Source organism: Leptolyngbya sp. GGD (assembly GCF_026735145.1).
Classification (GTDB): Bacteria; Cyanobacteriota; Cyanobacteriia; order Leptolyngbyales; family Leptolyngbyaceae; genus Leptolyngbya; species Leptolyngbya boryana.
This window is the reverse complement of the sequence record NZ_JAPQKE010000003.1, coordinates 580062-601717: the sequence shown is the minus strand read 5'-3', so window position 1 is coordinate 601717 and position 21656 is coordinate 580062. Positions and strand designations below refer to the sequence as shown.

23 protein-coding genes are annotated in these 21656 nt (G+C 47.7%); 9 read left to right on the top strand and 14 right to left on the bottom strand.

Annotation, left to right across the window (positions count from 1 at the left end; all coding sequences use genetic code 11):
- Positions 1-2 precede the first annotated feature (2 nt).
- Positions 3-1529, top strand: a complete 1527-nt coding sequence (gene trpE, locus OU814_RS17775; RefSeq protein WP_190652337.1) for an anthranilate synthase component I — start codon at positions 3-5, stop codon at positions 1527-1529.
- A 43-nt stretch (positions 1530-1572) separates the two neighbouring features.
- Here trpE and OU814_RS17770 read toward each other — a convergent pair whose 3' ends face one another.
- The 4 genes from OU814_RS17770 to clpS are packed head-to-tail and all read right to left on the bottom strand — an operon-like array spanning position 1573 to position 4508.
- Complete coding sequence (locus OU814_RS17770) at positions 1573-2490, bottom strand: NAD(P)H-dependent glycerol-3-phosphate dehydrogenase (RefSeq protein WP_268184562.1); 918 nt, start codon at positions 2488-2490, stop codon at positions 1573-1575.
- Positions 2487-3377 (bottom strand): lipoyl synthase, encoded by an 891-nt coding sequence (gene lipA / locus OU814_RS17765; RefSeq protein WP_326498319.1) that lies wholly within the window; start codon positions 3375-3377, stop codon positions 2487-2489. The genes OU814_RS17770 and lipA overlap by 4 nt, the downstream gene beginning before the upstream one ends.
- A 9-nt stretch (positions 3378-3386) precedes the next feature.
- A complete protein-coding gene (locus OU814_RS17760; RefSeq protein WP_268184561.1) occupies positions 3387-4211 on the bottom strand; it encodes a CPBP family intramembrane glutamic endopeptidase in 825 nt (274 codons plus the stop codon).
- A gap of 15 nt (positions 4212-4226) precedes the next feature.
- The gene (gene clpS / locus OU814_RS17755) at positions 4227-4508 is read right to left on the bottom strand and encodes an ATP-dependent Clp protease adapter ClpS (RefSeq protein ID WP_017288055.1); all 282 of its coding nucleotides are present in this window, start codon (positions 4506-4508) and stop codon (positions 4227-4229) included.
- A 243-nt stretch (positions 4509-4751) separates the two neighbouring features.
- Here clpS and OU814_RS17750 point away from each other — a divergent pair, with 243 nt between their 5' ends.
- From OU814_RS17750 to OU814_RS17740, 3 genes are all read left to right on the top strand, one after another.
- A complete protein-coding gene (locus tag OU814_RS17750) occupies positions 4752-5111 on the top strand; it encodes a hypothetical protein (RefSeq protein WP_017288054.1) in 360 nt (119 codons plus the stop codon).
- Between the two features lie 263 nt (positions 5112-5374).
- Complete coding sequence (locus OU814_RS17745; RefSeq protein ID WP_190652342.1) at positions 5375-5710, top strand: STAS domain-containing protein; 336 nt, start codon at positions 5375-5377, stop codon at positions 5708-5710.
- 77 nt (positions 5711-5787) lie between these two features.
- Complete coding sequence (locus OU814_RS17740; protein ID WP_268184560.1) at positions 5788-8346, top strand: TIGR03960 family B12-binding radical SAM protein; 2559 nt, start codon at positions 5788-5790, stop codon at positions 8344-8346.
- Positions 8347-8562: 216 nt separating this feature from the next.
- Here OU814_RS17740 and OU814_RS17735 read toward each other — a convergent pair whose 3' ends face one another.
- Positions 8563-8766, bottom strand: a complete 204-nt coding sequence (locus OU814_RS17735; RefSeq protein ID WP_017288051.1) for a hypothetical protein — start codon at positions 8764-8766, stop codon at positions 8563-8565.
- Positions 8767-8806: 40 nt separating this feature from the next.
- On the opposite strand from OU814_RS17735, the gene OU814_RS17730 reads away from it, so the two are divergent.
- Both OU814_RS17730 and OU814_RS17725 read left to right on the top strand, forming a co-directional pair.
- Positions 8807-10942, top strand: a complete 2136-nt coding sequence (locus tag OU814_RS17730; RefSeq protein WP_268184559.1) for an Rne/Rng family ribonuclease — start codon at positions 8807-8809, stop codon at positions 10940-10942.
- 1 nt (position 10943) lies between these two features.
- A complete protein-coding gene (locus tag OU814_RS17725; protein WP_268184558.1) occupies positions 10944-11585 on the top strand; it encodes a ribonuclease HII in 642 nt (213 codons plus the stop codon).
- Here OU814_RS17725 and OU814_RS17720 read toward each other — a convergent pair.
- Entirely contained in the window at positions 11569-12147 is a 579-nt protein-coding gene (locus OU814_RS17720) for a DUF1997 domain-containing protein (protein ID WP_268184557.1), read from the bottom strand. The genes OU814_RS17725 and OU814_RS17720 overlap by 17 nt on opposite strands.
- A gap of 169 nt (positions 12148-12316) precedes the next feature.
- On the opposite strand from OU814_RS17720, the gene pheA reads away from it, so the two are divergent.
- Positions 12317-13162 carry a prephenate dehydratase gene (gene pheA, locus OU814_RS17715; protein ID WP_268184556.1) on the top strand — a complete coding sequence of 282 codons (846 nt, stop codon included), beginning with the start codon at positions 12317-12319 and terminating at the stop codon, positions 13160-13162.
- Positions 13163-13210: 48 nt separating this feature from the next.
- Here pheA and OU814_RS17710 read toward each other — a convergent pair whose 3' ends face one another.
- Together OU814_RS17710 and rpsJ are read right to left on the bottom strand one after the other, a co-directional pair.
- On the bottom strand, positions 13211-13858 hold the full coding sequence (locus OU814_RS17710; protein WP_017288046.1) for an LON peptidase substrate-binding domain-containing protein: 648 nt from the start codon (positions 13856-13858) through the stop codon (positions 13211-13213).
- Between the two features lie 114 nt (positions 13859-13972).
- On the bottom strand, positions 13973-14290 hold the full coding sequence (gene rpsJ, locus OU814_RS17705) for a 30S ribosomal protein S10 (RefSeq protein ID WP_017288044.1): 318 nt from the start codon (positions 14288-14290) through the stop codon (positions 13973-13975).
- 197 nt (positions 14291-14487) lie between these two features.
- On the opposite strand from rpsJ, the gene OU814_RS17700 reads away from it, so the two are divergent.
- Positions 14488-15045, top strand: coding sequence for a Uma2 family endonuclease (locus tag OU814_RS17700; protein WP_268184555.1), 558 nt, complete (start codon positions 14488-14490; stop codon positions 15043-15045).
- 201 nt (positions 15046-15246) lie between these two features.
- Positions 15247-15735 carry a hypothetical protein gene (locus OU814_RS17695; protein WP_268184554.1) on the top strand — a complete coding sequence of 163 codons (489 nt, stop codon included), beginning with the start codon at positions 15247-15249 and terminating at the stop codon, positions 15733-15735.
- Positions 15736-16020: 285 nt separating this feature from the next.
- Here OU814_RS17695 and tuf read toward each other — a convergent pair whose 3' ends face one another.
- From tuf to OU814_RS17665, 6 genes are all read right to left on the bottom strand, one after another.
- Positions 16021-17250: an elongation factor Tu gene (gene tuf / locus OU814_RS17690; RefSeq protein ID WP_017288041.1), complete on the bottom strand. Its 1230-nt coding sequence runs from the start codon at positions 17248-17250 to the stop codon at positions 16021-16023.
- Between the two features lie 23 nt (positions 17251-17273).
- A complete protein-coding gene (gene fusA, locus OU814_RS17685) occupies positions 17274-19412 on the bottom strand; it encodes an elongation factor G (RefSeq protein ID WP_017288040.1) in 2139 nt (712 codons plus the stop codon).
- 84 nt (positions 19413-19496) lie between these two features.
- Positions 19497-19967 (bottom strand): 30S ribosomal protein S7, encoded by a 471-nt coding sequence (gene rpsG, locus OU814_RS17680; protein WP_017288039.1) that lies wholly within the window; start codon positions 19965-19967, stop codon positions 19497-19499.
- A 189-nt stretch (positions 19968-20156) separates the two neighbouring features.
- Positions 20157-20543, bottom strand: coding sequence for a 30S ribosomal protein S12 (gene rpsL / locus OU814_RS17675; RefSeq protein ID WP_017288038.1), 387 nt, complete (start codon positions 20541-20543; stop codon positions 20157-20159).
- Positions 20544-20691: 148 nt separating this feature from the next.
- The gene (locus OU814_RS17670; RefSeq protein WP_268184553.1) at positions 20692-21024 is read right to left on the bottom strand and encodes a HesB/IscA family protein; all 333 of its coding nucleotides are present in this window, start codon (positions 21022-21024) and stop codon (positions 20692-20694) included.
- A gap of 192 nt (positions 21025-21216) precedes the next feature.
- A complete protein-coding gene (locus OU814_RS17665; RefSeq protein ID WP_017288036.1) occupies positions 21217-21624 on the bottom strand; it encodes a cupin domain-containing protein in 408 nt (135 codons plus the stop codon).
- Between the last annotated feature and the right edge of the window lie 32 nt (positions 21625-21656).

Genomic DNA, 21656 nt, shown 5'->3' with positions numbered 1-21656 from the left:
CTATGATTTCTCCTGATTTTTCTCAGTTTGCCGAACTTGCAAAACAAGGTAATTTTGTCCCGGTTTATCAAGAATGGGTCGCAGATTTAGATACACCTGTCTCCGCGTGGTATCGCGTCTGTGCCGGACAGCCTTATAGCTTTTTGCTCGAATCGGTGGAAGGCGGAGAAACGATCGGGCGATATAGCTTTTTAGGATGCGATCCGTTGTGGATTTTAGAAGCGAAAGGCGATCGCACAACCCAAACGCATCGAGATGGCACTCAGCAAGTTTTTGAGGGCGATCCATTTACGACATTGTCTGAATGTTTAGCGCCTTATCATCCGGTAAAAGTGCCAGAGTTACCGCCTGGAATCGGCGGACTGTTTGGGTTCTGGGGATATGAACTGATCAATTGGATTGAGCCGCGTGTCCCGATTTATCAGGCGACAGAAGACGATTTGCCCGATGGGTTATGGATGCAGATCGATCAAGTGTTGATTTTTGATCAAGTGAAGCGGAAAATTTGGGCGATCGCTTATGCCGACTTGCGTGATCCAAATACAGATTTAAAGGCAGCTTATCAACAAGCGTGCGATCGCGTTTCTCAACTCGTCGATAAACTCAAAGCTCCCTTTTCCGAGGAAGATCGCCTCCTGTCTTGGACACCAAAGAATGATACTTCGGTGAATTGGACGAGTAATACGACGAAAGAACAGTACTGTGCCAGCGTAGAGACCGCGAAAAACTATATCAAAGCGGGTGACATCTTCCAGGTTGTGATTTCTCAACGGCTTTCTTCAGAATTTGAAGGCGATCCGTTTGCCTTGTATCGATCGTTGAGATTGATTAATCCTTCGCCTTACATGGCGTATTTCAACTTTGGCGATTGGCAGATCATTGGCTCAAGCCCAGAAGTCCTGGTGAAAGCAGAACAAGCAAGCGATCCAACTGAACCCAGAATTGCTACTGTTCGCCCGATCGCAGGAACTCGCAAACGCGGCAAAACTCATGCAGAAGACGTTGCCTTGGAACAGGATTTACTCGCTGATCCAAAGGAAGTGGCTGAGCATGTGATGTTAGTTGATTTAGGACGCAATGACTTAGGGCGGGTTTGCATCAATGGCACAGTCAAAGTTGACGAACTGATGGTGATTGAGCGTTACTCTCATGTCATGCACATTGTCAGTAATGTGATTGGACAGCTCTCCCCCGATAAATCAGCCTGGGATTTACTCAAAGCCGGATTCCCCGCCGGAACGGTGAGCGGTGCGCCGAAGATTCGAGCGATGGAAATTATTCATGAGTTAGAACCTTGTCGGCGGGGAGTTTACTCTGGAGCGTATGGTTACTATGACTTTGAAGGGCAATTGAATAGCGCGATCGCGATTCGGACAATGGTTGTTCGCGATCAAGGCAACGGCAAACATACCGTGAGTGTACAAGCCGGAGCCGGACTCGTCGCGGATTCTGTCCCGGAAAGCGAATATCAGGAAACCCTGAACAAAGCGCGGGGGTTGTTAGAAGCGATTCGATGTTTACAATCTTAAGTGCGATCGCAGGGGGTGGATGAACGATTCGCCCCACTGCAATCTACTGTTCGGGTTTACTATCACGCTGCATCAGTTCATTGACTGCCAGTTGAGGCGTAATTTCCCCTCGCAGTAAGCGATCGACTTGAGTCGAAATCGGCATCGAAATTCCTTGCTCTTTTGCCAGTCTGACTAAAACTTGAGAGGTATTAATTCCCTCGGCTGTCCCTTCCAAATTTGTGAGAATGTCATCGAGCGATCGCCCTTGAGCCAGCCCACATCCCACCTGATAATTACGGCTCAACGCACTGCTGCAAGTCGCCAACAAATCCCCTAATCCCGACAATCCGTAAAACGTTTCTGGTTTCGCGCCCCAAGTTGTCCCCAAGCGAATCATTTCAGCCAGTCCACGTGTGACTAATGCTGATTTTGCATTGGTTCCAAGCTGCAATCCATCACAGGCACCCACTGCGATCGCAATCACATTCTTCAACGTGCCACCCAGTTCAACGCCTAGCGGATCAGAGTTGGTATACACCCGAAATCGACTCGATGAAAAGGCTCGTTGCACCTGATCCGCTAGCGTTTGATCCTGACTTGCAACCACACTCGCCGCGGGTAAGCCTTGCTGAATTTCTTTCGATAAATTTGGACCTGATAAAACCGCGATCGTGCTCTTTGCAAATGCAGATTGCCAAACCTGAGACGGCAACAAGGGCAACGCCTGATCGCTACCTGATTGTGAATCCAGTCCCTTCGTTGCTGTCACAATGGCGGGAATTGGAGTGGAGATTTGTTCAATTACAGAACGCACCCCTTTCATCGACACAGCAGAGATGACCAGTTCAGCATTCGCGATCGTGTCGTTGAGCGATCGCTCACTCCGACGCGACCAGATTGACACCTCATGCCCGTTCTCGCGGACTAATCCTGCCAGCGTTGACCCCCAAGCCCCCGCCCCAATCACAGCAATCTTCATCGCGGATACTGTTCCATCAATGCGCGAACCTGCTCTGCGTGATACGAGCTACGAGTCAGCGGAGTCGAAACAACTTGTAAGAAGCCAATCGACTCGCCATATTCTCGCCAAGCATCGAATTGCTCTGGAGTCACGAAATCTTTTACGTCTAAATGCTTCTGAGTCGGCTGGAGATATTGACCAATCGTTAAAATATCGCAGTTCACCGATCGCAAATCTCGCATCGTTTGGCGCACTTCTTCATCAGTTTCGCCAAGTCCAACCATGATCCCCGACTTCGTGTAAACGTGAGGATTGATGTCTTGAACTTTTTGCAGGAGTTCTAGCGATCGCGCATAATCCCCTTGCGGACGCACCCGACGATAAAGCCGAGGAATCGTTTCAGTATTATGATTCAAGACTTCCGGTGATGCGCTGAGAATCGTTGCCAGAGCGTCCCAGTTGCCACAGAGATCAGGAATGAGCAGTTCGATCGTGGTTTTCGGTGAAACGGCTCGAATTCCTTCAATGCAGCGAACAAATTGCGATGCGCCTCCATCGGGCAAATCATCCCGATTCACAGAAGTAATCACAACGTGGTTCAGATTCATCCGCCGAACGGCTTCTGCCAAGCGAGTTGGCTCTGTCGGATCGAGCGCTTTCGGCTTCTTTTCAAAATCAATATCGCAATACGGACAAGCCCGCGTACAAGCTGGACCCATAATCAAAAACGTTGCCGTCCCTGCATTGAAACATTCGCCAATGTTGGGACAAGATGCCTCTTCACAGACTGTATTTAGTTCGAGATCTCGCAGAATTTCTTTAACGCTGCCGACTCGTTCCCACTGCGGAGCCTTAACTCTTAACCACTCTGGCTTAACAACCACGTTTTTAACCCGATGTGCGATTTGCGTGATCTATCTTAACGCTCTTACACTCGCTTTTTTGATACTGAACGCGATCGCGCTCAATGCCAAAATCCCAATCAGCCCTGCCAACGGATTTCGATCAATTCCCGTCACCCACTCCGGAGCGTGATTCGTATACTTCACCAATTGCCCGACATTCACTAAGTAATAGCCCCACACCAATCCAGCATGAAGTCCGATCGAGCGACCTAATCGCCCTTCTGTTCCTCGTTTCGCCCAAACTAAAGCTACTCCAAGCAGCACCAGCGCAAAAAACTGCGGTCGAGTGCCATGAACGATCGCAAAAATTAAACTACTCACCCACAAGGAAATCCGAGGCGAATAATCCCGATCGAGTTCATTCAACAACCAGCCGCGAAACAGCAATTCCTCTGCAAAACCAACTGCGATCGCCATCACCCCACCTTCGAGCAGAATTCGGGGAAACGAACTTTGTGGAGTTTGCCACTGCACCAAGCCCAATAGACCTTGCAGTAAAAACATCAGCATCAAACTGCCAAGCCCGATCGCAAGCCCTTTCAGCAGATCGCGAACAGTTTGACGAGGCTGCCTGAGTCCGTAAGTTTTGAAGAGATTCTCGTGGTAAACCGCTCGACTCCAAACTCTCACTAAGACAATGAATTCGAGATACAAAATCACCAGCGTCACGATCGAAGCAAGATTTCGAGCCGCATCATTTACGCCATAAAGAACAGAAATCACCCACTCGATTGGGAGCTTCACAGGCAACCAAATTGCCAACAACATCAGCAAAAATAGCCCAATCCGGATCGGAGTTGGGCGGTGAGCAAGGTTGGCAAAATTAAGCTTCAAGTCGAGTTCTGAGGTTTATTCGTCAGGCTCGATCGTACTATCTAAGCCCTTCATTTTCAGCGTTTCGCTATAAAACTCCGCATGTTCCTGAGCACAGGTGATCACGAGTCCAACGCCACTATTGTGCGTTTCCATCATGATATTGACCGCTTGGGGCTGGGTCAGACTGGGAACCGTTTCCATCAGAGCTTGCACCACGTATTCCATCGTGTTGTAGTCATCGTTATGAAGCAAAACACGATAGCGAGGGGCAAGTTTACGGGTTGTTGAGCGCTGTTCAATCGTTTCAACAGACACAAGTCTTTCCTCTCGGTAAGCAATTAGGGGTTTACTACAATGTTGTGGGCAAATCCACCCACCTAATTTTAATGACTTCGACCAAAATTGGCGAAATCAGATGGATTATTTGAACAATCCGGGTTTAAACAAATTTAATCTAGCGATCGTATTCTAGCTTGAAGCTCCCAGACGCGACTCAAGAGTAGCAGATCTAATTTTCAGACCTCTAGAATTAGAAATAGCAACCTTCAACCGTTTTCTATGACCGCGCTGATCAAGTTCCATGCCTCCCAAGTTGTTTTCCTCGAACACGAGCATTCACGCCTCTATGCTGAAGTGGTGCAATTCGTAGAGTCAAGGCAGCTCTGCTGGGTGCGCCCGATCGCACTCGTCACCGATCCAGAACAGAGGTGGACAGATTATCAGTACTGGATGATTCAAGATCTGCGAGATGGCTCCGATTTGATGTGTCCGGCTCGTCTCTTTCATGAAGCATTAGATACCGAGGTATTGCCCTTACTCGATCGACTGTATCAACTGCAAGACTCTAAACCTCAATCCTCAGATTTACACCAATTCATCCACGAGATTTGGCAAGCGCATCCTGAAGCATTTCAATAACTTTATGGTGTAGTGAATAATACGTAAATATCTCAGCCAAAATAGTTGGTTATATAACGATTTAGCTTATGCCTTTTACTGCCGAAATGTGTAAAATTACACATTTTTGGATTTCAAGCTTACTGAAAAATTTAAACAATTGAGGTAATCAAGTGAAGTTTCTGCGAAACTCGTAGTTCTCTCTAGGCTTTCGCGGATGCCGACAGTTATCGTCAAAGCGTTCACATGAAAGTTGTGTTTGAGAGCTTAAAGGGTAAGTAGTTATGCAGAGTTTGCTCGTTCGTCCACAGGCTGTCATCATCCGTCCTTGCGGTTCTCTCAATGCTGCGAATGCCGCAGAATTTCAACAGCAACTAAATGCAGCCGTTCTCTCAGAGCACAATAACGCCCTTGTGGTTGATATGAGCCAGGTTGAAGCCTTAGATAGCGCTGGCTTGATGGCACTGGTTTCCACTTTGAACTTAGCAAAAGTGAATCAAAAGCGTCTCAGTCTGTGTTCTGTTTCCTCCTCAGTCCGGATCGTATTTGAACTGACTCAACTCGATCGCGTATTTGAAATCTTCGAGAGCATTTCTGGATTTGAACTTGCCGCAGCCTAATTTCCCGAATTCACCTTGCGTTCGTCGCTATACTAAAAGACTCGAACGCATCTGATTTAAGAACGCAAGGTGGAATCGTGGCAATTGCAGTAGAAAACCTCTTAACAACCGATATTCTGCGCCCCGCTCGATATCTTGGGAACGAATTGGGCGCAGTTCACAAAGATTGGGAAACCACAGTCGTTCGATGGGTGCTGACTTACCCAGAAGTTTATGAAGTCGGGGCATCAAATCTCGGTCACATCATTCTCTATAGCATTCTCAATACCCAGCCGCGTCAATTGTGCGATCGCGCTTATCTCCCCGCTCCCGATCTCTCTACAAAACTTCGGGAAACGCAAACGCCACTCTTTGCGGTTGAATCGCGTCGCCCTCTCACCGATTTCGATATTCTTGGTTTCAGCCTCAGCTACGAATTGGGCGCAACTAATATTCTCGAAATGCTCGACCTCGCTGGCATTCCTTTGACCTGGAGAGAACGATCCGAATCTGACCCCCTGATTTTTGCAGGTGGACAAACTGCGACTTCCAATCCCGAACCTTACGCGGATTTCTTTGATTTCGTCGCTTTAGGCGATGGCGAAGAATTACTCCCAGAGATTGGATTAGTTCTTGAAGAAGGGAAGCTTGCAGGACTGAGCCGCGAAGACCTTTTATTCGATCTGGCACAGATTCCAGGGGTTTATGTGCCGCGATTTTATGACATGGCGGCAGATGGATCAGTGCGTCCGAATCGTCCAGACGTACCCAAACGAATTTTGAGACGCGTTGCAACTCCGATTCCAGCGTATTCGATTGGCTTAGTGCCCTATGTGCAAACTGTTCACGATCGCTTAACGATCGAAATCCGGCGCGGCTGTACTCGCGGCTGTCGATTCTGCCAGCCGGGTATGCTCACGCGTCCGGCACGGGATGTTGAACCAGAACAAGTGGTCGAAGCGATCGAATCCGGAATGAGAGCCACCGGATATAACGAATTCTCGCTGCTTTCATTGAGTTGTTCGGATTATTTAGCCCTTCCAGCCGTTGGGGTTGAGATTAAGAATCGGTTGCACGGCGAAAACATTTCGTTGTCTTTACCCAGTCAGAGAGTCGATCGCTTCGATGAAAATATCGCCAATATCATTGGCGGAACTCGTCAAATCGGGATTACCTTTGCGCCGGAAGCTGGAACTCAGCGAATGCGCGACATTGTGAACAAAGGTTTGACCAATGAAGAACTGCTCAGAGGCGTGAAGACCGCCGTTGAGCAAGGTTGGGACAAGGTGAAGCTTTATTTCATGATTGGGCTTCCCGGTGAGACTGACGAAGATGTTTTGGGCATTGCAGATACAATTCGCTGGTTGCGCCGCGAGTGCAGTAAACAGGGGCGCAGACGGTTGGATTTCAACATTACGATTTCTAATTTCACACCGAAACCCCATACGCCGTTCCAATGGCACTCTGTTTCGACCTCAGAATTCAAGCGCAAGCAAGAATTATTGAAAGAAGCGTTTCGATCGATTAGAGGCACAAAGGTCAATTTCACCGACACGCGGATTTCGGCAATGGAAGATTTTGTCGGCAGAGGCGATCGACGATTAGCGCCTGTTGTGAAGCGGGCTTGGGAACTCGGTGCAGGGATGGATTCCTGGTGGGAAAGTGTCGAAAAAGCATTTGGAGCTTGGACACAAGCCATTGAAGAATCAGGCTTAACGTGGAAATATCGCCAAGTCGATAGCGGTGAGTGGAATATTTTTGAGGCGAGTGAATCCATTTCGCTCGATGCACCTCTGCCCTGGGATCATTTGGATACCGGAATCGATAAGAAATGGCTACAAGAAGATTTGCAGAAGGCATTAGAAGCCGCGATCGTGCCGGATTGCTCGTTTGAAGGCTGTTCTCACTGTGGCGTTTGTGGCGTTGATTTTGGACACAATATTGTGATCCCACCGCCAGAAATCCCAGAATTTACAGGGCATTTTGTCCCCAATCAAACCCGCGCACAACGTATTCGGGTGCGGATGGGCAAAGAAGGCGAAATGGCGTTATTAAGTCATTTGGATTTAATGCGATTATTCGATCGAGCCATTCGCCGCGCTTCGATTCCACTGACATTTACAGGTGGATTTCATCCTCAACCTAGAATTGTGCCCGCCAGTGCGTTGCCGCTTGGGGTCAGTAGTTCCGGTGAAATTGTCGATTTTGAATTGACTGAGCCAATGTCGATCGAAGAATTCCGCACTAAACTCGCGGCTCAACTTCCGGCTGACATGCCCATCTATGAAGTGCAAGACGTAGATCCGAAACAACCTGCCGCCGCAGTTTTGCTACAGAAAGCTGAATATCGGCTTGAAATTGCGGGTGATCAGGGAAATTGGCAAGATTGGATCGAGCAAATTTTGGCGAAATCTGAGATTCTCCTAGAACATACGACGAAATCGGGTAAGACCTATCCGTTGAACATGCGCGATCGCTTATTTGAATTGGAATTACTCGAATCGTCTTCAGATCGAGCGATCGTTCGTTATGTCGGAAGCTGTCAGAATGACGGGACATTGTTGAAACCTGAACAACTGGTTTCAATCTTTGAACAGGTGAGCCAGCAAGAACTCCACTTGTTCACCATTCATCGAATTCAGCTGGTTTTAGCGTAATTTGTCATCCCCAAAAGGGGGAGTTAGGCAATAAGAACACGGTCATAAGCCACGCTTTTACTCCCCCTTTTTGAATCCAATTGTTAAAAATGGTACGGATGCAGATTCGCACGTTATAATGCTTTGCATCACAAGCTGAAGCAAGCTAGGAATCCCCGTAGATGCTGTCGGGAGATAGTCTTAGAGTCTTTGCTCATCTTGTCTGCCAGATTTTCGCTATTCTTCATCCGGATGCAGCATGCGTAACTCTTTACCACCGCTGCTAGCTTGATCGAAGTTCACTCGTTGGATGCCTATCGTCATTTGGCGAGAAGTGGCTTGAGGTTGTCGGTTTTTCAGAAACCACTTCAGCCAGAAACCGCCCAGATTTGTGTGATTTTGTGCGCCTGTATTTTTGTTTGTTAACGCGAAAGAAGTCAAACTTCAAAGCTTCGATCGCGCTCAGTTTTGAGGAAATTGAATGCCTAAGCAAATTGTGATTGCTGAGCAGCATAGAATCGCTGCTGTATTTTCAGAAGATCAAATTCAAGAATTAATCGTTGCAACCGGAAGTCATCAGGTTAGTGACATTTATTTAGGAATTGTTGAGAACGTCTTACCCGGAATCGACGCTGCCTTTGTCAATATCGGCGATTCGGAACGGAACGGATTTATTCATGTCTCGGATCTAGGGCCATTACGGCTCAAGCGCGCGGCAGGTTCAATTACCGAATTGCTTGCCCCGCAGCAGAAAGTTTTAGTTCAGGTGATGAAGGAGCCGACCGGAAATAAAGGGCCTCGCCTGACTGGCAATATTTCTATGCCGGGTCGCTATTTAGTCTTGATGCCGTACGGTCGCGGCGTTAATCTCTCTCGTCGGATTCGCAACGAGAATGAACGAAACCGATTACGGGCATTGGCAATTCTAGTGAAGCCTGCTGGAATGGGCATTGTCATCCGCACCGAAGCCGAAGGAATGCCCGAAGAGGCAATCATCGAGGACTTGGAAGCGCTGCAACGGCAGTGGGAAGCGATTCTGCAAGAAGCAAGCTCCACCCGTGCCCCGGCGCTCTTGAATCGAGATGACGACTTCATTCAAAAAGTGCTGCGCGATGTCTACAGTTCAGACGTGAACCGGATTGTGGTCGATTCTCATACCGGGCTGAAGCGCGTCAAACAACAACTGCTCAACTGGGGCAGTGGCAAAACGCCGCAAGGAGTTCTGATCGATCATCACCGCGATCGCATTCCGATTCTCGATTATTTCCGGGTCAATGCTGCGATTCGAGAAGCGCTCAAACCAAGAGTAGACTTGCCTTCTGGTGGTTACATCATTATTGAACGCACCGAAGCTTTAACGGTCATTGATGTTAACTCTGGATCATTTACGCGATCGGCAACGGCAAGAGAAACGGTTCTCTGGACAAACTGCGAAGCGGCAACCGAAATTGCTCGACAACTCCGCCTCCGCAACATTGCCGGGGTGATTATCGTAGACTTTATCGATATGGACTCGCGCCGCGACCAATTGCAGGTCTTGGAGCATTTCAATAAAGCATTGCGATCGGACAAAGCAAAACCGCAAATTTCTCAATTGTCCGAACTCGGACTCGTCGAACTGACCCGGAAACGTCAAGGGAAAAACATTTACGAACTCTTTGGTCGTCCTTGCCCGACCTGCGGCGGTTTAGGTCATGTCGTTCACTTGCCGGGTGAAGCAGACTCATCTGAAGAGTTTGAGACTTTAGAGCAGCGTCCGGCGGCTCGTTACACTGAGCGAGATGCTTCAGTTCGTCGCATCGAATCACGTCGCGAAGCTCCAGCCGCTTCAGAGTCATTCTGGGAAGGCGACGATTTGGAAGGCGATTCGGGCGATTCTGACCTCGAACTTCTGCATCATCCGAGTTATCAAGAACGGGGTCGATCAGCGAAAAGAACGCGTCATCGTCGCCAAGATGCCCCACGTGAATCGAGTCGATCCGAAGCTCCTGTGCGCGAATCTGCCCCCAGACCTTCTCGTTGGGAAGAATCCGGCAGCAGCCGTCCCCCAGTTTCTGCACCCACTTTGGTGTCTCGATCGAATAGCGATTTCCCCGCAGAACCCGTTGCAGAACCCCCAACCGAAGAAGCCCCTCGCGAAAATCGATACGAAGAGCGTCGCGGTGGACGGTCACAAAGACGCGATCGCTTTAATAAAACGCCATCCGAACCGCCCGAATCGGTTTATGTCGAAATGACTCCCGATGAACAGGATGTTTACGCCTGGATGGGAATTTCACCGCTGATTCTCTCAAATCAGGAAGTGAAAAATCCCAAAAATGCGATCGTGTCCATTCTTTTACCCGGTGAAGTTCCACCTCCTGAAGCAGTTCAATCTCTACCATCTGTTGACGTAGAATCTTCTCCAGTAGAGGATCTCGAAGCGTTTGAAGAACCAGTGTTTGAAGCTCCAGAGTTTGAAGAAGCTGCGTTTGAAGAACCTGCATTTGAAGTTCCAACATTTGCAGACATTGCAGAACCAGAGCCACCCACAGTTGAGGAAGCTCCGGCGGAACCCGAAGAAGACACGACCGTTCGTCGTCGTCGTCGTCGCTCGTCTGCTTCGACAAACGAGTAAGATGCCGCAGAATCCGACCCTAGAAATCGAGCAGTCTTTGTGGAAGCAAGGACTGCTTCGGATCGCGGGTGTAGATGAAGCCGGATTAGGATGTCTTGCTGGTCCAATTGTGGCCGCAACCGTTCTCTTACCTGTGCATTGCGAAATGATTGCCGGAGTCAGAGATTCTAAGCTGCTTTCTGCATCTCAGAGAGAGCGACTATTTGACATAGTTAAATCAAATGCGATCGCGATTGGAGTTGGCATTGCCACAGTTCGAGAAATTGAGCAAATCAATGTTCTCCGCGCTTCCTATCTCGCGATGCAACGCGCTTTAAGCCGAGTTGCACCTTATGATCACGCATTGATTGATGGTCGTCCCATTCGGCAAACGGATTTAGGCTCACATACTGCAATCATTGATGGAGATGCGACCTGCTACGCGATCGCGTCTGCCTCGATCATTGCTAAAGTCAGACGCGATCGCTTTATGCGCCGTTTGGCACAACGATATCCAGGGTACGGCTGGGAGAAAAACGCAGGATACGGAACAAAGCAGCATCTTGCCGCGATTCAATCCTTGGGAATTACTCCTTATCACCGCAAAACTTATGCTCCAGTACAGAAAGTCATTCAGCAATTCGAGCTTAATTTAGAGGCTTAAGCACAACCGAATCTTGCACAGAATTAGTTCCCACTTGCACTGCAACCCAGTTCCGATAATCAGTCAATAACTGCTGCATTAATCTTTGCTTAATCGTGGTTAAAACACTCAACAGCAACCCGTTTCCAGTCGTCTCAATTAGGGGACGTGGCATAAAGTTCAGAGGCGGCGGAAGTTCAACTGCGACCGCAAGATTTGCTAAGCCTTTTAGATAGGTTTCACCATGCTGCTGACACGGTGATAATTGTCCTTTTAAATCGAATAAAAACTTGTCATTGACATACTCAATTCCACGCAACTCGCAGGCAGCCGATTGAATATTAATCGCTGCTTCCTCATTTGCCCAAACGCGCATATCGACAATCGGTTGAATGCTGAGGGTCATAAAATTCAGCGATCGCATTTTCAGCCGATAAAGGTCTGAATCCAATCGCTCAATCTGGCTAGAAGCGGCGAGTGCATTGACAACCCGTTGCGGCTGGCGCAAGTAATTCGTAATATGAATGGGCTGCTCTGGAACAACCATTTCAACTCCCAGAGAGGCGGAAAACCGAGTATCCATTCGCAAAGATTTAGGGAAGGTTTGATCTAATTATGAACTAATTTTAAGGGCTTCTCAGTCACGTAAGTCATCTTACTGAAATATAAACATAATTACTTATACAAAAGATTATTGTTTTACAAAACTCAGCAGAGTATATAGAGTACTGAATCATTTTTGGAAAAAGGCGATGACTATTTCGATCGCACATTTAGGACCGCATGGAACTTATGCAGAAACGGCTGCACTGAAATATCTCAACTGGTTCACGAAAAGCCACGATCAAGCTGCGTTGCTGTGTCCTTATCCCAGTATTACGCAATCTTTAGAAGCTGTGGCAAAGGAAGAAGTTCAGGTTGCCGTAGCTCCCATCGAGAATTCGATCGAAGGAAGTGTCACGATGACCTTAGATGCTCTCTGGCGGCTTGATACCTTGCGAATTCAACATGCGATCGTATTACCGATTCATCATGCACTGTTGTCGATCGCATCTGATTTCAGCGAAATTCAAACGGTCTATTCTCATCCGCAAGCGCTGGCTCAATGTCAAAATTGGCTCGATCGCAATTTACCTTCGGCGCAAGTCATTGCCGCAAATTCCACAACTGAGGCATTACAGCATTTAGGCGAGAATCAAACGATCGCTGCTATTTCCTCACAAAGAGCAGCCCAGCTCTACAGCCTGCCCGTTCTTGCGTCTCCGATTAATGATCATCCAGAGAACTGCACGCGATTTATTGTTGTCAGTCTCGATCCGTCACCCGGCGGAAGTCGAACTTCGATCGCGTTTAGTGTCAGTGCGAACCAGCCTGGAGTATTAGTTAAACCGTTGCAGATTTTTGCAGAAAAAGGGATTAACCTGAGCCGAATTGAATCGCGCCCAACAAAGCGATCGCTCGGCGATTACGTGTTCTTTGTCGATTTAGAAGCCGATACCCGACAAGATGCGATTCAATCTGCACTCGCTGAGTTAGAGCATTGCACCGAGACTCTGAAAATCTTCGGAAGCTATGACGTTTTACCCGCGATCGGTTAAATGCTTGCAGATTCAAAAGATCGCTTCTTCATTCGCTTGATTCTTCAACTATTCAGCAACGTCTTTTAAGGTGTCCTTTAAAACCGTTCTAGCTGCCAAATGGTTCCGAGTTGAAGTTAAAATCTCAGACTCTCGCTCTAGGCGAGCTTCCGTATCTTGCAACTCAAGCAATGCTTGCTGCTCGTCTGGAACATTGTGCAAGTTACTAGCAATCCAGTAGGAAAGCTCAGTCGGTAGCTCTGGAATATCTTCAGGCAGATCAATCTCTTGTCCAGAAAGCTTCTCAGTCAACCTAACCACATCATGCAGAAGTTGATTGACTTCTTTTGCTAAAGGTCTGAGATCGATCGCGGGAGGATGATCTTCAATCCACTCCACCAAACCAACTCGATATGGCTTTTCGCGAGTATATTCCAACACTCTAAATCGCTGCTGTCCAAGTGTGAGAATTTTCATGCGATCGTCTTGCAACCGCTGAAACTGAACAATCTCAGCACAGCATCCCACCGGAGCAGGCTGTCCCTTAACGGGATCCCACATTAATACTCCAAATCGTCGATCGCTTTCCAGAATCGTGTTCATCATCATGCGGTAGCGAAACTCGAAGATGTGAAGAGGAAGGGGGCGACCTGGGAAAAGTACCAGGTCGGGAAGAGGAAACAGGGGGAGTTCACGAACCGCGATCGATGATGTCATGCTCTGCAAACTTGTGATTGAGGGTGCTTACTCTACTCTAACGGATCTGTTATTGAGAAATGTAAACATCTTTAAAAAAATAAAGGATGTGATCACTCACATCCTTTCAAAGTTCTAGAGTTTGACTTCAATATCAACACCAGCCGGAAGGTCAAGCTTCATCAAAGCATCAATGGTCTTAGAAGAAGGTTGATAGATATCGATCAAGCGATGGTGAGTGCGAGTTTCAAAATGCTCACGCGAGTCTTTATCAACGTGGGGAGAACGCAGAACGCAATAGATTCTACGGCGAGTCGGGAGCGGAATAGGACCAATTGCAGTGGCATTCGTGCGGTTTGCGGTATCGACGATCTTTTCACAAGATGTATCGAGTAAACGTCGATCGAACGCTTTCAGACGAATCCGAATTTTTTGCTGTTGAATCGTTGCCATTTGAAGTTAAGTTCCCAAGTTGTCAATGGTTCAGATGTGGACGCGCGATCGCGCCAGTAAAATATTGTAGCGCTAAAAACGCTTCAGACTCGCTCTTTTCTCAAGAAACCTTGATCGACTGACTTGATCAGCAGTGAGCAACATACGGTCAGTGAATTCTCAGTAAAATAGAACCAGGTTCAAGTGGAGCGAGGCAGATGACGATCGCAACTTACCAATGGACGATCGACCGTTACCATCAAGCGGTAGAAGCTGGCGTGTTTGAGGATCAAGCGATCGAATTGTTGAAAGGAGAATTGGTTCTGATGTCGCCTGAAGGGACACCTCATGCTTATTACAGTGATAGAGCCGCTCGTTACCTCAGACGATTATTGGAACTTCCTGAACTCGCTTATGTCAGAGAGGCAAAACCGATCACGCTGCCGAATGCATCAGAACCAGAACCAGATATTGCGATCGTTCAACCCCTTGATCAAATTTATCTAGCGCATCACCCCTATCCAGACGATGTATTTTGGGTCATTGAATATGCCCAGTCAAGCTTGACGAAAGATCTAGAGATTAAAAGCAAAATCTATGCAGAAGTAAACATTGCTGAGTATTGGGTGATTAATCTGCGTGACAAGAAATTGATTGTTTTTCGCACTCCAGTGAATGGAGAGTACCAATCAGAAGTTAGTGTCACTTCTGGAGTAATCAGCCCATTGTCTTTTCCGAACATTCAAATTGATGTGCGGCAGTTGATAACTGTCTAAAAGCTGAAGATCATAAATGGCAAAACAAGCTGATGCACAGATTGGTATTGATTTTTGCCATGGTAGTGCAGTGCTCATCAATGAGATTTTGTAGGTTTAGAGGCAGCTTTGAGAGAGCTATACAGGATCAACGGAGAAAGCCTGTCGCTTGTATAGGTGTTTTGAACTACAGATAAGATTGAAAGTTGTGGAGCCTAAGTAGTGTCAATCGCGTTTGGAATCGCTCTAGAGAGTGAGAAGTGGATGCAATCCCTCCCAGAAAATTTCCCCAGTCAGAATCTAACTATTAGAGGAGTTTGGGAGAAACTTGAGGAAATCGCTGAAGAGAATGGGTTAACAAAGTTAAGCCACTTCTTTATCGACGACCCTGAATATTATGAAGAAGCTCTGAAAGCTGCTGAAGAATTGGACAATCCTGAACGTGATGAACTTATGCAGAAGATTCAGGAGAGCTTGCAACAACTTTCAAGACAACCTGACTGGTTCAGTTCTACTGATGCTGATATTGCAATTAGGACAATGCAGAAATTAGTTGAATCTTTACAAATCAACCCCAACCTATTTACTCATTTATGGACTCACAACAACGATGAATCAGTAGCAGTTATCATTCAAGATCTTGAACGGTTTGCAAGCTTTTTAAGCAAAGTCAAATCAAGAAATATCCGATTCAAGTTTTGGATGGAATAAGAACTTGAATCGGATATTGCTCTTGCTTACTTTGTTGATTGTCTCGAGCATAAACATAGCAAAGACAAAAATTCTGCTAAGCCTTCTCCTTGTCGTTCAGCTTGAGATAGCTCGTGACTTTTATCTTAATTGATCGAGCAAAAACTGCAATCTAGCTTGAACTGATCGAGGAAACTCGAATCGGGTTAGTTTGATCGAGATTTCAAAAACTTTCAATTGTACTTGGAAATAACAAAGCCCCCAGTGAATCTCTCCACTGGGGGCTTCAAGTTAGCTAACTAAGACTTACTTGAGGATCTTAGCAACAACACCTGCACCAACGGTACGACCGCCTTCACGGATTGCAAAACGCATTCCTTCTTCAATTGCGATCGGGTTGATGAGTTCAACCGTCATTTTGATGCGATCACCAGGCATCACCATTTCTGCTGCGCCACCTTCGTCAGTCGTGAAGTCGCTGATCGTTCCGGTTACGTCGGTTGTACGAACATAGAACTGAGGACGATAGCCAGGGAAGAACGGAGTGTGACGGCCGCCTTCTTCCTTCTTCAGAATGTAAACTTCAGACTCAAACTTGGTGTGAGGCTTGATCGAACCTGGCTTAGCCAAGACCATCCCACGCTCAATGTCAGCCTTCTGAATACCACGGAGAAGAATACCAGCGTTATCACCAGCAACCCCTTCATCCAAGGATTTCTTGAACATTTCGATACCCGTTACAGTACTCTTGCGAGTGTCACGAATACCAACGAGTTCAACTTCGTCTTGAACCTTGACTTTTCCACGTTCAATCCGACCCGTTGCAACCGTACCCCGACCTGTAATCGAGAATACGTCCTCAACCGCCATCAAGAAAGGCTTGTCAACATCACGCTCAGGAGTTGGGATGTATTCGTCAACGGAATCCATCAACGCATAAATACAGTCAACCCACTCGTTTTCACCCTTCTTGGTTTTGGGGTTCGCAGTCATCGCTTCAACTGCTTGAAGAGCAGAACCAGCGGTGATAGGAATTTCGTCACCGGGGAAGTCATAAGAGCTGAGAAGTTCGCGAACTTCAAGTTCTACGAGTTCGAGCAGTTCTTCGTCATCCACCATGTCTTTCTTGTTCAAGAAGACAACCAGACGGGGAACGCCAACCTGACGAGCCAAGAGGATGTGTTCGCGAGTTTGGGGCATGGGACCATCAGCCGCCGATACCACCAGGATCGCGCCGTCCATCTGAGCCGCACCCGTGATCATGTTCTTCACATAGTCAGCGTGTCCAGGACAGTCTACGTGAGCGTAGTGACGGGATTCAGTTTCATACTCCACGTGAGCGGTGTTGATGGTGATACCCCGTGCTTTTTCTTCCGGAGCTGCATCAATGTCTTCATACTTCCGAGCCGCTGCTTGACCCAGAGCTGATAGGGTCATCGTGATTGCAGCCGTCAGCGTCGTTTTACCGTGGTCAACGTGACCAATCGTGCCGATGTTAACGTGGGGTTTAGTCCGTTCAAACTTTGCGCGTGCCATGAATTACAATTCCTCTTTCCTGATTAAGCGTTCCCTTTGTTTTTCGCAATGATGGTTTCAGCGACGTTCTTAGGTACTTCCTCGTAATGGCTAAATTCCATTGTAAAAGTACCGCGTCCCTGAGTCATCGATCGGATATCCGTAGCATATCCAAACATTTCTGCCAGTGGAACCTTGGTGGTGACTTTGGCGATTCCGCGCTCGACACCTTGAGCTTCAATTTGCCCACGCTTCGAGATCAGATTCCCCATTACACTGCCAAGAAAGTCTTCTGGCACTTCAACTTCGACCTTCATCATCGGTTCTAAGAGTACCGGGCTGGCTTTCATAACGCCATCCTTGATCGCCATCGATCCAGCAATCTTAAACGCCATTTCAGAAGAGTCTACATCGTGGTACGAACCATCGACGAGTGTTGCTTTCACATCAATCAATGGATAGCCCGCAACGATCCCACTTTCGCAAGCTTCTTTCATCCCTTGCTCAGCAGGCCCGACATATTCCTTCGGAACTGTACCACCTACGATTTTCGAGACAAACTCGAATCCGCTTCCGACTTCGCCAGGTTCAAGCTGGATCACAACGTGACCATATTGACCTTTACCACCACTCTGACGAACAAACTTGCCTTCAGCTTTGACAGCTTTGCGAATCGTTTCACGGTAAGCAACTTGAGGCGCACCGACGTTTGCTTCAACTTTGAACTCGCGAAGCATACGATCGACCAAGATTTCCAAGTGCAATTCGCCCATTCCGGCAATTACAGTTTGGTTCGTTTCTTGGTCAATGCTGACGCGGAACGTCGGGTCTTCTTCAGACAGTGCCTTGAGCGCTTTGGAAAGTTTTTCCATATCGCCTTTGGTTTTCGGTTCAACTGCAACCGAAATCACAGGCTCAGGAATAAACAGCGACTCAAGCACAATGTTGTCGCCTTCAGGACAAAGAGTGTCACCCGTGAGCGTGTCGGACAATCCAGGAATCGCTCCCAAATCACCGGCCCTGAGTTCGTCTACGTCAATCCGCTCATCTGCTTTCAAGATGATCAAACGAGAGACGCGCTCTTTCTTACCTTTAGTCGAGTTGTAGATGTAGCTCCCTTTCGCAAGCACACCAGAGTATACGCGAACAAAGGTTAAGCGACCCACGAACTTGTCGGTCATGACTTTGAAAGCGAGTGCAGCCAAAGGTGCATCGTCTTTCGGCGGACGAGCTTGAAGGCTTCCATCCGGCATCGTTCCTTGGATCGGCGGAATATCGATCGGGGAAGGAAGGTAATCCAAGACTGCGTCGAGCATCTGCTGAACGCCTTTGTTCTTAAAGGCAGAACCACAAAGCAGCGGAACAAAAAATTCTCCGTCGATTCCTTCGATCGTGCCTTTGCGAATTGCAGCTTTAATTTCTTCTTCGGTCAGTTCTTCACCAGCGAAGTACTTCTCAAGTAGAGCTTCATCGGTTTCTGCAACGGATTCGATCAGAATCGTGCGGAATTCTTCAGCTTTCTCTTTGAGATCTTCAGGAATATCGGTGACTTCAATTTCACGACCTAAATCGTCTTTGTGGATGTACGCTTTCATCCGAACCAAATCGATGATGCCTTTGAATTGATCTTCAGCACCGATCGGAATTTGAATTGGAACAGCGTATTTAACGTTTAAACGATCGCGAATTTGACCGTAGACCTTAAAGAAGTCTGCGCCAGTTCTGTCCATCTTGTTAACGAACACCATGCGGGGAACGTTATAGCGATTCGCCTGTTTCCACACAGTTTCGGACTGGGGCTGAACGCCACCCACGGAACAGAACACAGCAATTACGCCATCTAGAACTCGCATGGAACGCTCAACTTCAATCGTGAAGTCTACGTGTCCAGGCGTGTCGATGATGTTGATCTTGTGTTCGAGTTCGCCTTCACCGGGCTGGTTCGGCTTGTCTGCATCGCGACGAGTCCATTGAGTACTAATTGCAGCAGCGGTAATTGTGATTCCCCGCTCCCGCTCTTGCTCCATCCAGTCCGTTGTGGCTGTCCCCTCATGCACTTCGCCAATTTTATGGACGATGCCGGAGTAAAATAAAATCCGTTCTGTTGTTGTTGTTTTGCCCGCATCAATATGCGCGGCGATCCCGATGTTTCTTACTCTTTCGAGCGGGACGGTACGAGCCACAGCTACCTCCTTAGCATCTGTGAAAAGGGTCTTGGGTTTAAATCACACTACTGCGTCTGTGCGTCTGTTAAGATTCTATACTTTTTAATAGCGATAGTGCGCGAATGCTTTATTTGCTTCTGCCATCCGGTGCGTTTCTTCGCGTTTACGAATTGCGCTTCCGGTTTCATTTGCAGCATCCATCAATTCATTCGCCAGTTTCGCTGACATGGACTTTCCTGCCCGCGCCCGTGCGAATTGAATTAACCATCTCAAGGCCAACGCGATTCCTCGATCGGTTCGCACTTCCATCGGAACTTGATAAGTCGCACCACCAACCCGACGCGCTTTCACTTCGACGAGCGGCGTTGCATTTTTTACAGCCCGTTCAAAGGTTTCGAGCGGATCAGCGCCAGTGCGCTCTTTGATCGTTTCAAACGCATCATAAACAATGCGAGTGGCGAGAGATTTCTTGCCACTTTTCATAATCCGCCGCACCATCATGGTGACGAGACGGGAATTGTGTACCGAGTCCGCAGGAATGGGACGCTTTTTGATTGCGACGCGACGAGACATAATGAGCCTTCAAGAAAAACAACGATGGATTGAGGTTCAACCAGCATAGTTGACCGACAAAAGCGCGATCGCAGAACAGAAAGCCGTGAGATGTTTTCTATCAATACCTTCGATCGCTAACAAACGAACCTCATTGACTCATAAGTATGAGCGACGAGGTTCTTTATTAAGCAGATAATTTTAGCGTGCTTATTTAGCAGCCGCTGGTTTCGGACGTTTCGCGCCGTACTTAGAACGACCTTGTTTGCGGTCTTTTACACCAGCCGTGTCAAGAGTTCCGCGAATGATGTGGTAACGGACACCAGGCAAGTCTTTTACCCGTCCGCCCCGAATCATCACAACGGAGTGTTCTTGTAAGTTGTGACCGATACCGGGAATGTACGCTGTCACTTCAAATCCTGAAGTTAAACGAACCCGCGCCACCTTACGCAGAGCCGAGTTCGGCTTCTTCGGCGTAGTGGTATAAACCCGTGTGCAAACTCCACGACGCTGAGGGCAACTCTTCAGAGCCGGGGATTTGGTTTTCTTCTTAGCTTTACTGCGCTCATCTCGGATGAGTTGCTGGATGGTGGGCATCTTCTAAAATGTATTGGAGAATGCAGTTTCGAGACTGCTCCGACTTTCAACGATCACTAAACATACCAATGGATCGATACGCCTGTCAAACCCTTTTTTTGGGAAATCCAGAACGATCGACATTTTCGGAATGTAAAGCCTATCTATTCTAGCTCTCGTTTACCGAGAAGGAGACCCCACAGTCGCAACTTTTTTTAGCATTGGGGTTATGGAAGCGGAAACTGCCGCCCATTAAGTCTTCTGAAAAGTCGATCGTTAATTCAGTTAAATAAGTGGCGGTTTGTGGATCGATCGCGACTTGGATGCCGTGACAATTGAAAATGAGATCGTCGGACCTACTTTCAAGATCGAATTTCGTTTCATAAGCAAGTCCGGCACATCCGCCTGGAATGACTTGGAGACGGAAAAGAGCGTCAGGAGTAGAGTGGCGGGTGCGAAGGCGTTGGACTTCGGCGATCGCCGAAGGGCTTAAGTTGATCATGGAATTTCCTAGAATTAACAACCCGCACCAGTTCACTACATTTCTAGGGTGATTGTCCTTGAACTGGGACTTTATAGAACTGGCACGATATTGGATGCAAAATTTTGTGTTCCTATCGTACCGCGATTGGAATTTCCAAAAACATAGAGGGGCAATCCCGGTAGAATTGCCCCTCTAGAAAATAAATAAGATTTAGTTAGCGCGGGAGTAGTCGTCTTGGAATCTTACGATGTCGTCTTCGCCAAGATATTCGCCGTTTTGAACTTCGATCAGAATTAGAGGAATGACGCCAGGATTTTCTAAGCGGTGGGTCGTGCATTGAGGCACATAGGTCGATTGATTACTGCTGAGGGTAATTTCTTCACCGCCACACTCAACCTTTGCTGTCCCGGAGACTACAATCCAGTGTTCGCTGCGGTGGTGATGCATCTGTAAGCTAAGACGATGACCAGGTTTGACTTCGATCCGCTTAATCTTGTAGCCACGACCTTCTTCCAGAACTGTAAACGAACCCCAAGGACGGAGTTCGGAAGCACCCACCGACTTCAAAGCAGTTGGCGATAAAGTAAGGGTTGGGGTCTTTTCTTGAGCCTGAGCCACCGTTTTTCCTCCTCTAAAACTTAGGAACGAAG

What these genes read in the sequence shown, in the direction of transcription:
- OU814_RS17710 (WP_017288046.1), bottom strand. Translation starts at nt 13,858, where the DNA reads ATGACATCATCGATCGCGGTTCGTGAACTCCCCCTGTTTCCTCTTCCC.
- rpsL (WP_017288038.1), bottom strand. Translation starts at nt 20,543, where the DNA reads ATGCCCACCATCCAGCAACTCATCCGAGATGAGCGCAGTAAAGCTAAG.
- rpsG (WP_017288039.1), bottom strand. Translation starts at nt 19,967, where the DNA reads ATGTCTCGTCGCGTCGCAATCAAAAAGCGTCCCATTCCTGCGGACTCG.
- rpsJ (WP_017288044.1), bottom strand. Translation starts at nt 14,290, where the DNA reads ATGGCAACGATTCAACAGCAAAAAATTCGGATTCGTCTGAAAGCGTTC.
- trpE (WP_190652337.1), top strand. Translation starts at nt 3, where the DNA reads ATGATTTCTCCTGATTTTTCTCAGTTTGCCGAACTTGCAAAACAAGGT.
- OU814_RS17700 (WP_268184555.1), top strand. Translation starts at nt 14,488, where the DNA reads ATGACGATCGCAACTTACCAATGGACGATCGACCGTTACCATCAAGCG.
- OU814_RS17750 (WP_017288054.1), top strand. Translation starts at nt 4,752, where the DNA reads ATGACCGCGCTGATCAAGTTCCATGCCTCCCAAGTTGTTTTCCTCGAA.
- pheA (WP_268184556.1), top strand. Translation starts at nt 12,317, where the DNA reads ATGACTATTTCGATCGCACATTTAGGACCGCATGGAACTTATGCAGAA.
- OU814_RS17720 (WP_268184557.1), bottom strand. Translation starts at nt 12,147, where the DNA reads ATGGATACTCGGTTTTCCGCCTCTCTGGGAGTTGAAATGGTTGTTCCA.
- OU814_RS17725 (WP_268184558.1), top strand. Translation starts at nt 10,944, where the DNA reads ATGCCGCAGAATCCGACCCTAGAAATCGAGCAGTCTTTGTGGAAGCAA.
- OU814_RS17770 (WP_268184562.1), bottom strand. Translation starts at nt 2,490, where the DNA reads ATGAAGATTGCTGTGATTGGGGCGGGGGCTTGGGGGTCAACGCTGGCA.
- OU814_RS17745 (WP_190652342.1), top strand. Translation starts at nt 5,375, where the DNA reads ATGCAGAGTTTGCTCGTTCGTCCACAGGCTGTCATCATCCGTCCTTGC.
- tuf (WP_017288041.1), bottom strand. Translation starts at nt 17,250, where the DNA reads ATGGCACGCGCAAAGTTTGAACGGACTAAACCCCACGTTAACATCGGC.
- OU814_RS17670 (WP_268184553.1), bottom strand. Translation starts at nt 21,024, where the DNA reads ATGATCAACTTAAGCCCTTCGGCGATCGCCGAAGTCCAACGCCTTCGC.
- OU814_RS17730 (WP_268184559.1), top strand. Translation starts at nt 8,807, where the DNA reads ATGCCTAAGCAAATTGTGATTGCTGAGCAGCATAGAATCGCTGCTGTA.